10 protein-coding genes and 2 tRNA genes are annotated in these 11,846 nt (G+C 67.1%); 4 read left to right on the plus strand and 8 right to left on the minus strand.

The features are described 5' to 3' along the window. Nucleotides 1–123 precede the first annotated feature (123 nt). The 3 genes from KIK15_RS01050 to KIK15_RS01060 form a co-directional block, all read right to left on the minus strand. Complete coding sequence (locus KIK15_RS01050) at nt 124–642, minus strand: DUF3145 domain-containing protein (protein WP_214242320.1); 519 nt, start codon at nt 640–642, stop codon at nt 124–126. 144 nt (nt 643–786) lie between these two features. Beyond that, nucleotides 787–1,614 (minus strand): serine hydrolase, encoded by an 828-nt coding sequence (locus tag KIK15_RS01055; RefSeq protein WP_214242321.1) that lies wholly within the window; start codon nt 1,612–1,614, stop codon nt 787–789. A 46-nt stretch (nt 1,615–1,660) separates the two neighbouring features. After that, nucleotides 1,661–3,277, minus strand: coding sequence for a long-chain-fatty-acid--CoA ligase (locus KIK15_RS01060; RefSeq protein WP_214242322.1), 1,617 nt, complete (start codon nt 3,275–3,277; stop codon nt 1,661–1,663). Between the two features lie 172 nt (nt 3,278–3,449). Here KIK15_RS01060 and KIK15_RS01065 point away from each other — a divergent pair, with 172 nt between their 5' ends. Both KIK15_RS01065 and KIK15_RS18660 read left to right on the plus strand, forming a co-directional pair. Beyond that, nucleotides 3,450–3,662, plus strand: coding sequence for a hypothetical protein (locus KIK15_RS01065; protein WP_214242323.1), 213 nt, complete (start codon nt 3,450–3,452; stop codon nt 3,660–3,662). 89 nt (nt 3,663–3,751) lie between these two features. Then, nucleotides 3,752–5,083, plus strand: coding sequence for a diguanylate cyclase (locus KIK15_RS18660; RefSeq protein ID WP_214242324.1), 1,332 nt, complete (start codon nt 3,752–3,754; stop codon nt 5,081–5,083). Here the strand turns inward: KIK15_RS18660 and KIK15_RS18525 are convergent. Further along, nucleotides 5,057–5,848 carry a hypothetical protein gene (locus KIK15_RS18525; RefSeq protein ID WP_214242325.1) on the minus strand — a complete coding sequence of 264 codons (792 nt, stop codon included), beginning with the start codon at nt 5,846–5,848 and terminating at the stop codon, nt 5,057–5,059. The genes KIK15_RS18660 and KIK15_RS18525 overlap by 27 nt on opposite strands. Before the next feature lie 240 nt (nt 5,849–6,088). Here KIK15_RS18525 and KIK15_RS01080 point away from each other — a divergent pair, with 240 nt between their 5' ends. After that, nucleotides 6,089–8,233 carry an Rv1355c family protein gene (locus KIK15_RS01080; RefSeq protein WP_307851678.1) on the plus strand — a complete coding sequence of 715 codons (2,145 nt, stop codon included), beginning with the start codon at nt 6,089–6,091 and terminating at the stop codon, nt 8,231–8,233. 87 nt (nt 8,234–8,320) lie between these two features. Here the strand turns inward: KIK15_RS01080 and KIK15_RS01085 are convergent, their stop codons facing one another. The 4 genes from KIK15_RS01085 to KIK15_RS01100 form a co-directional block, all read right to left on the minus strand. Then, the gene (locus KIK15_RS01085; RefSeq protein ID WP_307851679.1) at nt 8,321–9,847 is read right to left on the minus strand and encodes a sugar transferase; all 1,527 of its coding nucleotides are present in this window, start codon (nt 9,845–9,847) and stop codon (nt 8,321–8,323) included. 214 nt (nt 9,848–10,061) lie between these two features. After that, entirely contained in the window at nt 10,062–10,676 is a 615-nt protein-coding gene (locus KIK15_RS01090; protein ID WP_307851680.1) for a TetR/AcrR family transcriptional regulator, read from the minus strand. A gap of 517 nt (nt 10,677–11,193) precedes the next feature. Then, nucleotides 11,194–11,267 (minus strand) — tRNA-Ile (locus tag KIK15_RS01095). A 19-nt stretch (nt 11,268–11,286) separates the two neighbouring features. Further along, nucleotides 11,287–11,359 (minus strand) — tRNA-Asn (locus tag KIK15_RS01100). 217 nt (nt 11,360–11,576) lie between these two features. On the opposite strand from KIK15_RS01100, the gene KIK15_RS01105 reads away from it, so the two are divergent. Beyond that, entirely contained in the window at nt 11,577–11,819 is a 243-nt protein-coding gene (locus KIK15_RS01105) for a hypothetical protein (RefSeq protein WP_214242328.1), read from the plus strand. Nucleotides 11,820–11,846: the final 27 nt, after the last annotated feature.

An 11,846-nucleotide genomic window follows, 5' to 3' on the forward strand; every position in this document is an offset into this window, starting at 1 on the left:
CAGGACGGTGTGCGCGTGCTTGTGTCCGGGCTGACGAGGAGCGCAGCGACAACATGAGGGAGGCGGGAGGACGCGAGCCACGAGCGCGCAGACCCGCGCGAGAGAGGCGTCCGCGCGGACAACTCAGCCGACGCGCTGGTGCAGCCAGGTGACCTCAGCACCCGCGCCGCCCATCCGGTAGGGCTCCAACGCCTCGTCCCACGCCGTACCCAGGGCAATGTCGAGTCGACCCACCAGGCCGGCGCCATCGGATTCGGCGTCGATCATGGCGCGCAGCTGCAACTCGCCGATGATCACATCGCCGTTGGCGCTCATCGAACCCCGCCACAAACCGAGACCCGGTACGTGACAGAACCTTTCGCCGTCCACACCCTCGCTGGCGTTCTCGGTCACCTCGAAACGCAACGCCGACCACTCGCGCAGCGCGTTGGCCAACCGAGCGCCGGTGCCCACCGGACCGGTCCAGTCGACCGTGGCTCGCTGCAGACCCGGCGAGGCTTCCTGCGCGGACCATTTCAGGTTCGCGCGAGCATCGAGGGTCGACGAGAGAGCCCACTCCACGTGTGGGCACAAAGCAGTCGGCGACGAGTGCACGTAGACCACACCCGTCGTCAGATCAGCGAACTGCGACAGAGCACGCACTGTTCCCACCTCCGGTTTCGACGAGGATCGTCTTCCCCAACTACCTCGCGCGACCGATGTGGATAGCACAGACGCTGCGCTAAGTGTGCCTCATGTGGGCCGTGTTGCGCCAGTGTTTGTTGTGACGCATGAGTGGATACGCGATCAGCGGGACGCCTGGGATGCCCGGATGTCGGCGACCACCGCAGCGTTGAACTGCGACCACAGTGGCTTGGCCCACGATCCGAAGGGCCGATCGGTCAGCACCACGCAGGCGCCGCCGAGATCCGGATCGACCCACAGGAACGTACCGGCCTGACCGAAGTGACCGAAGGTCCGTGGCGAGTTGGTCGCCGCCGTCCAGTGCGGGCTCTTGTGACCGCGGATCTCGACACCGAGCCCCCAGTCGTTGGGACGATGACGTCCGAACCCGGGGACGAAACCGTCTAGGCCTGGGAAGTGAACCGACGTCGCATCGGCGAGCGTCTCACGTGCCAGCAGCCGCGGCATCAGCAGTTCGGCGGCAAAGCGGGCCAGGTCGTCGACACACGAGTACGCCCCGGCACCGGCCGTCCCGATCAGTCGAGTCGCCCCCAGCTCGAGGGGGCTACACACCGCCTCGGCCAGGTAGTCGGCGAAGCCGATCCCCGTGGCCCGTTCGAGCACCTGCGCCAACACGTCGAAACCGGAGTTGGAGTAGATCCGCTGCGTGGCCACGGCAGCCTGCGGCCCCGATCCCTCGAACGGCAGACCCGATGCGTGCGCTAGGAGGTGCTCCACCGTCGAGCCGGTCGGGCCCGCTGCGGTGTCGAGCGCCAGCGCCCCCTCCTCCACCCCGACGAGCACCGCGTAGGCAGTCAGCGGTTTGGTGACCGACGCCAACGCGAACTCCGAACCGGTGGGTCCGAACGTCTCGACCACCGCGTCCCCGACGATCACTGCCGCAGCCACGGAATCGACCGGCCAGGACGCGAGCTGATCCAACACAGTCATCCCCCGATCCCATCACGTCGCCGTCACGCGCCGCGCGCAGGAGACCTCAGATGCGATGTTCGGTCAGTGCCGAGTCCGATCCTCCGTAGGCGGCGCGCAGATCAGGTTTTCGGACCTTGCCGGTAGCCGTTCGGGGCAGTTCCGACAACACCACCACGTCCTTGGGATGTTTGAATCGAGCCAACCGCTGGTCGAGGAACACGGTGAGGTCGGCCACGCTCACCTGCTCACCGCTGGTCACCACGACTGCGATCGGCACCTCGCCCCAGGTCGGATCGGACCGGCCGATCACCGCCGCCTCCACGATCAGCGGGTGATCGGCCAGCACGTTCTCCAGCTCTGCGCAGTAGATGTTCTCCCCGCCGGAGATGATCATGTCCTTCTTCCGGTCGACCACGTAGACGAAGCCCTCGTCATCCACGCGCACCAGATCACCGGAATGGAACCAGCCGCCGTCGAACGCGGCCGCGGTGCCCTGAGGGTTGTTCCAGTACCCGAGCATCAAACCTGTTCCACGGTAGACGATCTCACCGACCTCACCGGGAGCCACATCGTTCATCTCGCTGTCGACCACGCGCGCCTCCACCGACTCGACAACCCGCCCTACCGAGCCGATCTTGCGCAGCGAGTCCACCCCTCGCAGACAACACGTCACCGGCGACATCTCGGTCTGCCCGAACATGGCCAGGTTCTCCGCATCCGGGAAAGCCTGTGCCATCGCTCGCAACACCGCGTCCGACGCCGGCGCGGCACCCCAGCTCAAGGTGCGCAACGCCAGTGTCCGCGGACGCGCGAGCTGAGCCGCACACACCAGTTGCCACTGCGCAGGGACCAGGAACACCGACGTGGTCCGATCGGCCTGCGCGGTGTCGAGGAAGACGTCGGGATCAAACGCCCCCAACGGCTGGATGAGCATCACAGCGCCCACGTGGATGCTCGGTGCGAAGCTGACGATGCCGGCGATGTGGAACATCGGCACCACACACGACGGTCGGTCCTGGGCGCCGATCGGACTCGCATGCAGCGCAGTCATGGTCTGCGACATGATGTTCGAGTACGACAGCATCGCGCCCTTGGGGCGTCCGGTGGTACCAGAGGTGTACATCAGCAGCATCACCGATTCCTCGGGGACATCGACGACCGGTGCGGGGTCGCCCACCTCGTCGGTCAGGGCCTCGAACGACTCGTGCTCGCCGAGCACGTCGGGCACCCCGGTGACGACGAGGTGCCGCACCGAACCACACCGTTGGGCCACTGCGGTGGCCAACTGCACCAGGGGCGCATCGGCCACGAGCATCTTCGCCGCGCAGTCGTCGACGATGAACGACACCTCCGCCGGGGTCATCCTGAAGTTGACCGGGACCGCGATCGCCCCGATCCGGTTGACCGCCACCACGATCTCGAGATACTCGGGCCGATTGAGCATGAGGACCACAACGCGATCACCGAAACCGATCCCGCGACGGGCCAACGCCGACGCCAACGCATCGGTGCGCCGTTCGAGTTGCGCCCACGTGGTCACCTCCCCGAGGAACGACAGCGCCGGTGCGTCCGGCGTCATCCGCGCATGGCGGCGGATGCTGGTGGTCCAGGTGTGCCGTCGCGACCGCATCGGCTCCCCTATCGGTGAGATGTCCGTGCGATCGACATGTGGTGCCACCATGGCTGATCTCCTCGACGCCGTCGGTTCGTGTCTCGATCATGCCCGCCAGTGCGATCAGACAGACACGAGTCGCCGATGTCGTTGTGGCCGCGACCAACTCGCGGGCCCAGAGGTCTGTGTCCAGCGGTATGCTCGTGAGCACTCGTCGCGGGCCGAGTGGATCGAGATGACCATGGCTGCGCTGACCGAACGATTCCCCGCCTACTGCCCACACGGCCATCGACTCGGTGCGCGACGGATGCTGGTGGGGTGGGACAACGTGTGTGACCCGCCCCAACGGATCTGGGTCTGCGTGCGCTGCAGTGCGGTGACCTACCGGGACACCGCCAGGCTCGACTTCGACCTGGACCCAGACCATGACCTCCACACTCCAGACGAGGTCTGATGTCTGGGGTCTGGGCGCGGCGTCGGAATGCCGCGCGCAACCGCCGATACGGTGCACGAGGGGTGCACGCCACAAGGCATAGTTGACCCGTGCACACCGAGGACCGACGCGAAGCGGCGACCACCGCCGCCCGTTCCGCCGGTGACTTGCCTGTACGTGGCTCGCTGGCACCGGATGCGAACACCGACGCCGCACGACCTGACCACGCGGCGGAGTCTGAGCGCACCTACCTGACGCAGCCCACCGCGCAGACCGATCCCGCCGCGCCCGGGTCGACGCACACGGCTGCGGCGTCTGCGGTGTCACGCCGAACGCGGTTCGATGGCTGGGCCCGAGGCGTCACCGGGCACTTCGATGCACGTACGGCCGCGGTGGTCCTGAGCACCAGTGGTGCGCTGCCGCTACCCCTGTTCGCGTTGGTGCAGCCCTCGCTGATCCGGCCCGGCGGGCTACCCGCACTCGGGGTCATCTGGTTGTTCACCCTGGTGGTGTTCACCACCTCGGTGCTCCTGGGCCGCCTCTCCGACCGGATGTTCAGCATCTTCGGACTCATCGGCATGGCCGGGATCGCCGGGTCGGCCTACCTCGTCGACGAACCCGCCACCTCGGGGGTCATCACCACTCTGCTGGCCGCCATCCCGGCCATCGCCGCCATGTCGTCGTCCCGCTCGGTGGTCATCGGGTTCTCCCTGTTCGCCGTCGCGCTGGCGGTCCTGGTGGCCTTCACCGCTGCCACTTCGATGGCCGGAGTGCTGGTGCGCAGCGGGGCGGGCGTGGCCAACGTGATGGTCCCGGTGTTCGTCGTCGCCGCACTACGCGGATCACTCGAGGTGACCATGCAGCGCTATGCGGTGTTAGGCAACACCGATCCGCTCACCGGGCTGCTCAACCGCCGCGGATTCCTCGAACGCAGCCCAGACGTACTCGCGACCATCGCCGGCGCCGGCGCTCAGGTGGGTTTCCTGCTGATCGACGTGGATCACTTCAAGTCCGTCAACGATCGCCTCGGCCACGCCGGCGGTGACGCCGTTCTCGTCGACACCGTGCAGGCGATCGTCTCGGCCGCACCGGCGGATGCGCTGATCGGGCGGTTCGGTGGCGAGGAGTTCGTCGTGATGTGCGCGACCAGCGGGCCGCCCGACCTCGCCGCAACGGCCGAACAGATCCGCAGCGCAGTCCCGCGCCGGTCACCGGTGACCGTCAGCATCGGCGCAGTGGCCGCAGCCCTCACCTGCGACCGCGCTGGGTCCACCAACGTGGCCGGCGTGATCGATCACCTGACACATCTCGCCGATCGTTGGGTGTACGTGGCCAAGAGCGCAGGCCGCGACCGGGTGGTGTGCCTGGGGTCCTCGCCGGTGCACGTGGTCACCGGAACCGCGACCCCCCCGCACCTACGCGTGCGCGGCTTCTCCTCGTGACACGCGCCGTGGACGAAGGCACGCGCGGACGCGCTCGGCGTCGGTGAGCATTCCCGGGGCGAGTTGCTCGGCCTCCAGGCACATCTGAGGCCAGACCCCGGGATCGGCATCGGACTCGATCTCGGTCCGATCCCACCACATCAGTCGAGTTCGGTACCGCTCATCCGGATACGCAGCCGGTGCCACGGTCTCGTCGATGCGGCCACCGGAACTCCCCCAGACCCGCAGGATGTAGTCGGCTGCCGTCGCCATCAGATACCGAGTGCCCAACAACCCCAGCGACGCCAGCGCCTGCCGGGCAAGCAGCGCCGACACCGCCGGGCCGTCGCAGACGCGGGGCGCGACCCAGGCTGTCTTCACCTCCGCCACCCCTTCGGCCAAGCGCTTGTCGACCGCGGCGACCACCGCCGACTGTGCGTGGTTGCCGGCCCACTCACCGACCGCATGTGATTGATCGACCGCGGTGTAGGGACCCTGGATCCGGACGCCGCCGCACACGCCGTCGGCGTCGAGTACGGCGTAGAAAAGCGCGGTGTCATGGCCGTCGAGGATCGCCGCGTGATCCAGCGCCACCTCTACCCCGCGAGCGCGATAGACCGCTCGTGCCCCGTCGAGGTAGTCCCGCCACAAACGAGGCTGCGACGCCGGCGTGGCGGCGATGAGTTCACATTTGCTGAGCGGATCCCGGAATCCGACCGGGAACTCCCCGGGCTCGAAATATGTCCAACCGGGAAACTGTGCTGCATTTGTGGCCACTGAGGTCATGGGGGATCTCTCTTCGTTGTGTGAACACCGGATGATGGACGTAACTGCGGTTCGGGCGGGTAATTTGCGATCATGCACAGCGAACTGTCCGCATGAAAATCGCGACGGCAGCATTTCCGACAACGGCCGTTGTCACTGATCTGATCGGGCCGATCCGAGGCGCCTCGGCAACGGCTAGTTCACTATCGTAAATCAGAGCGTCGGGTAATTCACGAGAGGAAGAATTCAATGAGGGAAACCGTGAGTGCACCATCAGACATCGAATTCGGTGAGGCCGAGATCCTCGACCCCGGTGTCGGCGCGGACGCCGAACGGATCGAATGGTTACGCCGGGACACCGGCGTGCGCAGCGTCGACACCATACGTGCTCAGCGGACGTCGCTGGCTGAGGTGCTTCCGCCCGCGACCGAGCTCCTCGACGAGCCCACCCGGTGGGTCCACTACCCGTGGCGGTCGACCCTGGTACACCTACTGGGCCCCATAGGTTTTCGTCGGTTGCGCCTTGATCGCAACCGCAACAAGATCACCCTCGCCGAGCAGGATCGGTTGGCCCTCCTCCGGGTCGGGGTGGTCGGACTCAGCGTCGGACACGTCGTGGCCCACACCCTGGCGATGGAGGGCTCAGCGGGAACCATCCGACTCGCCGACTTCGACCACCTCGACCTGTCCAACCTCAACCGGGTCCCCGGGTCGGTCTGCGACCTCGGCGTCAACAAGTCGGTGGCCGCGGCACGGCGGATCGCCGAGATCGACCCCTACATCACCGTCGAGGTCGTGCCCGGCGGCATCGACGCCGAGACGGTGGCGCGGTTCATCGATGGACTGGACCTGGTCCTCGAGGAGTGCGACTCGTTCGACGCCAAGGTGTTGGTACGCGATCAGGCACGTAGACAACGCATCCCGGTGATCATGGAGACCAGCGACGGGGGCGTGCTCGACGTCGAGAGGTTCGACCGCGAACCGCAGCGACCGCTGTTTCACGGCTTGCTCGGCGACATCGACGCATCGGCCGTGGCGGGATTGAGCACGGCTCAGAAGATGCCGCTGGCCATCGCCCTGCTCGACGCGTCCCGGGTGACCACTCGGATGGCGGCATCGGCGTTGGAGCTGGGGCGAACCATCGGCAGCTGGCCCCAGCTGGGCGGCGAGGTGGCGCTGGGCGGGGCGACGTGCGCCGCGGCGGTTCGTCGGCTGGCGCTGGGGCGCGAGCTGCCATCGGGGCGGGTACGCGTGGACCTGGACCGACTGCTCGACACCATCATCGAGCCTGCCGTCGCAGATCGGTCGACCACCTCGTCGACCGGGGAGCTCGTTGATCCGAGGAGCACCTTCGGTGAACTCGACGACATCGAGGCCGTGCTCTTCGCCGGACGCCGCGCTCCCTCGCCCGGGAACGCTCAGCGCTGGCGGATCACCGCGGTGGACAACACGATTCGCATCGCACTGGGCGACCAGCCCGCCGGACCCACCGACATCGACGACCGGGCCGGCATCGTGACGCTGGGCATGGTCGCGCACAACGTACGGGTGGCCGCAGCCGAGCGCTCGATCCTGGGCGCCGACCTGATCGCGCCCACCGCCGACGACCATCGCACACTGGTCGTCGAACTCGGTGATCGCACCGATCCGACGCTGGCGCGGCGCACCGACGCGATGCTCGCCCGTCACACCAACCGGATGCCTGGGGATGCAAGCGCCCTGTCCGATACCGAGACCGCCGCACTGCTCGGTGCCGTCGGCGACGTCGCACTGCCCAGCGGCACCATTCCCCCGGGGCTACGCGTGGTGGCCGATCCGCATGGCCTCGACAACTGCGCACAACTGTTCGCCGCCTACGAGCGGATTCGCTACCTCACCCCCGCATTGCACCGGGAGATGGTCGACGAACTGCGCTTGCCCGGCGCCACCGGCAATCCCGACACCGGGATCGCGCTACCGAGCGTCGGGTTGCCCCCGCAGATGGTGGTGATGCTCGACGTGTTGCGGCGGGCCGACGCGATGGCCGAGCTCGACGCATGGGACGCCGGGCACTCGCTGGGTGCCGCGGCCGCGGCTGCGGTGCAGTCGAGTTCGGCTCTGGTCGCTGTCGTCGGGGTAGACCACACCCCCGCCACCCTCGCGTACTGCGGCATGGTCGCTGAGGCTTTGTGGATTCGCGCCACCGAGATCGGCCTGGCCGTGTGCCCGATGAACCCGGTCTCGCTCTACGCCCGAACCGACGCCGAGCGGCGGTTGATCTCCCCAGGTCGTGCGCACGAGCTCGGCGAACTCGACCGCGCGCTCCATTCCGAACTCGGTGTGCTGGAGTCGGAGTCGGTGGCGATGATCGTCCGAATCCACCGCTCGACGGTGCGACCGCCGATCAGCCGACGACGCCGATACTGATCGATCGGACGGTCGGCGGTCGGGGGCGGGCTCGCCGGCCGGACGCCGCGCACGCACCGTCGGACAGGCCAGGTCGGGTGCGGACGGTCAGTAGGCTCCGTCGCTGCTCACCACGGCCCGGGCGGTACGCCAGAGGATGATGACGTCGGACATGATCGACCAGTTCTCCACGTAGGACAGGTCCAGGCGGACCGATTCCTCCCAGGACAGATCCGAGCGTCCCGACACCTGCCACAGCCCGGTGATACCGGGCTTGACCAGCATCCGTCGCGTCACCACGTGGTCGTAGGTCTCCACCTCTTCACGCAGCGGTGGGCGCGGCCCGACCAGGCTCATCGAACCGCCGATCACGTTGAACAGTTGCGGGAGTTCGTCGAGGCTGAAGCGGCGCATGAACTTGCCCACCGGGGTGACCCGGGGATCGTTCTGCATCTTGAACAGCACTCCGTTGCCCTCGCTGAGTTCGGCCAACTGCTGACGCTGGGCGTCGGCCCCGTCGACCATCGAACGGAACTTCCACATCCGGAACGGCTCGTTGTTGAGGCCCATCCGCTCGCCGCGATAGAACACCGGGCCCGGTGAGGTGGCCTTGACCGCGATGGCACACACCAGCAGGACCGGCGACAGCACCAGCAGGCCCACCGCGGTGACCGCGCGGTCGAAGGCCGACTTGAGGAACCGGTTCGCACCCTCATAGCTGGGCTTGTCGATGTGCAGCAGCGGCAGACCGGCCACCGGTCGCACCATCATCCGTGGACCGGCCACGTCGGTGACGCCCGGCGACACCAGCATGTCGACGTCCATTCCTTCGAGATCCCAGGACAATTCGCGCATCGCCGAGTGGCCCAACACCTCTGCGGAGGTGACCGCGACCGTGGTGGCACCGGACAGCGCCACCGCTGAGCGCGCGTCGGTGATGTCACCGAAGACCGGGACCGAGCGTCCGTCGAAGTCGATGACCTGATCGGTGTTCGGTTGCTCGGGTACGCACAGGCCGACAACCTCGTACCCCAGTTCAGGATGCGCGCCGAACCGCTCGATGAGGGTGCGGGCCGAACCGACGCTGCCGACGACCAACACGCGCTCGAGGTACCGACCCGAACAGCGCATCGCGATGAGGTGCCGACGCATGAACCAACGGGTGACGAGCAGCAGGACGGTCCCGAGCGGGAACGCGACGGCCAGGAAGCCGCGAGCGACGTTGAGGCTGAGAAGCTGATCGATGATGGCGAACACCCCGAAGGTCATCACCGACGAGGTCAGCACCCGGCTGTACTCGGTGGGGCCGCCGCCGAGCACCCGGCGATCGGAGCTCTGGGTGACGCGCAGCATCGCGAACCAGCAGACCGCGATGGCCAGAGCGACGATGATCGCGGGAAAGCTGAAGCGACCCAGACTGTGGTTGAGGTGATAGCCGAAGCGGGCCACCAGCGCGACGATCACCGCGGCGGTCACCACGATCAGGTCGACGGTGCGAGCCAGCGATGCGTATCGGTAGAGCCACGCCTGTGACCGCGGTTGGATGAACCTGGTGTCGCCGGGGATGCGCGCGTTACCTGCATGAGGAGTCGTCGAGGTTCGGCGAGGAGTGTCTCGAAAGGGGATCGCGTACACGCTTCTTCCTTCACAACTGATCGAACTCGGTGGCAGCGGGCGGAGGCTGAGATCCGCGGCTTCGGGATTCCGGACGAGACCGTGGCTGTAAATGTGAGTCCTCGGTGCGCGGTGTGATCTCTAAATCGAATTGTGGATCGGATGTGTTACCGATCGGTAGCAGCCAGGTCAGCGATACGCGACGACGGGGTGTGAAAAGGTTTAAAAGCGCAGTTCAGAAGCGTGAAGATGTGAGCGCTGCCACAGCCATGGACTGCAGCTGCAGGCGCAGTTCTGCCACCGGGATGACGCCTAGGCGTGGCGCGGAGTTGATCAACCCGAACACCGCCTGCGCTCGCACCATCGCGTGTGGCCGGTCGATGGCGACTGCGGCCATCAGAGCATCAGCCCACAGCCCGATGTAGCTGCGCTGCCGACGTCTGATCTCGGCGGCGCGCTCGTCGTCGAGCGCGCCGAGGTCTCGGTATTGCACGGTGATGAGATCTGGCTCGGTGGTGGCGAAGTCGACGTGCAGCTCGACGAGGCGATGCAGTCGTAGCACCGGGTCGGCGACGTCCACTGCGGTGGCCCCAGCGAGCAAACGGTCGGAGATGTCGATCAGCATTGCGGCCAACAGATCCTGCTTGCCCGTGAAGTGGCGATACATGGCCGGCCCACTCACACCGACGGCCGCCCCGATGTCTTCGAGCCGCACCGCGGCATATCCACCCACGGCCATCAGCCGCGCCGCCGCGGCCAACAACGCCTGGCGCCGTGCCGCTTTCGCCGCTGCCCGACCGACGCTGGCTGCAGTCGGGGCCGACTCGGGGGACTGCGGATCACTCGCCACAGTCAGGATGCGAACCGGGAGTCGCGGGTCGGGCATACGCACAGCACCAGCGCAGCGGCGAGGCCAGTGGCAGTCGCACAACCAACCTCCGGCCGCAACGACGCATCGAGGGCCCCTCGGCAAGCAGGCTCAGTCTCATCCCGATGACTGTAGTTATCGTCGGTTGCCGTCGCGGCATCTGAGCCCACTTGATGGAACGCGCCGAACAGCGTCTCAGTCAGCCGACATCGGAGCCCGATGTCGTCAGGCGTCGTAGCTGACCAACCCTCTGCCAAGAGCCGAGCAGCGTGGCTGCCGGGCGAGAACCACGCCGGGATTGTGCCCCCTGGTTCGAGTCGGATGGCACTGCGGCCCTGCGATGTCATCCCTGGGGCCATGGCGGACAGACCACGAGCGGCGATCGTCATGAGCGGGCGGGCCCACCGACACCCCGGCAGCTGCCGCCAGGAGTCGAGACATGGAAGTGTTACGAGCCGCGACAAGAAAGGACCCGATCTGGACCTATCGGGTTGAGGGGTGGGGCGGGCGGGGCTCGAACCCGCGACCAAGGGATTATGAGTCCCCGGCTCTGACCAACTGAGCTACCGCCCCAGGTTCGGCGCCACGGAGGCTCCCCCAACTGGACTCGAACCAGTAACCGTCCGATTAACAGTCGGAAGCTCTGCCAATTGAGCTATGGGGGACGGTGGATCGACAGCCACGCAACGCGTCCGGCGAACCGGGTACGACTCTAGCCCATCAGCACCGGGCTGCACCAAATCGCCGCCGCACTCCCTGTGGCTACGCGCCAACCCCCGGGGGTGTACACCGCCGACGATGGTCATAGGCCGACCGCCCCGCCCGGTACCCGACCACATCGGGCAGGATGGTCGGGACACCGACTGGCGAAGGAGCTTCACGATGGTCCGCATTCTTGCCTTCCTCGGCATCGGGTACGTGCTGGGTGCCAAGGCCGGACGCCGCCGCTACGACCAGATCTCACGCGCGTACCACGCGGTGACCGAGTCGCCCGCCACCAAGAAGGTCATCGACGTCAGCCGCCAGAAGTTGTCCGACAAGTTGAGCACCCAGCCGCAGCTGACCGAGGTGCACCACATCGACGCCGACACCACCGTCTACGCACCCCGCGATCCGCGCGACTGAACCCACCGGCACCGCCGCACACCGCCG

The sequence above is a fragment of the Williamsia sp. CHRR-6 genome (assembly GCF_018474015.1).
GTDB lineage: Bacteria > Actinomycetota > Actinomycetes > Mycobacteriales > Mycobacteriaceae > Williamsia_A.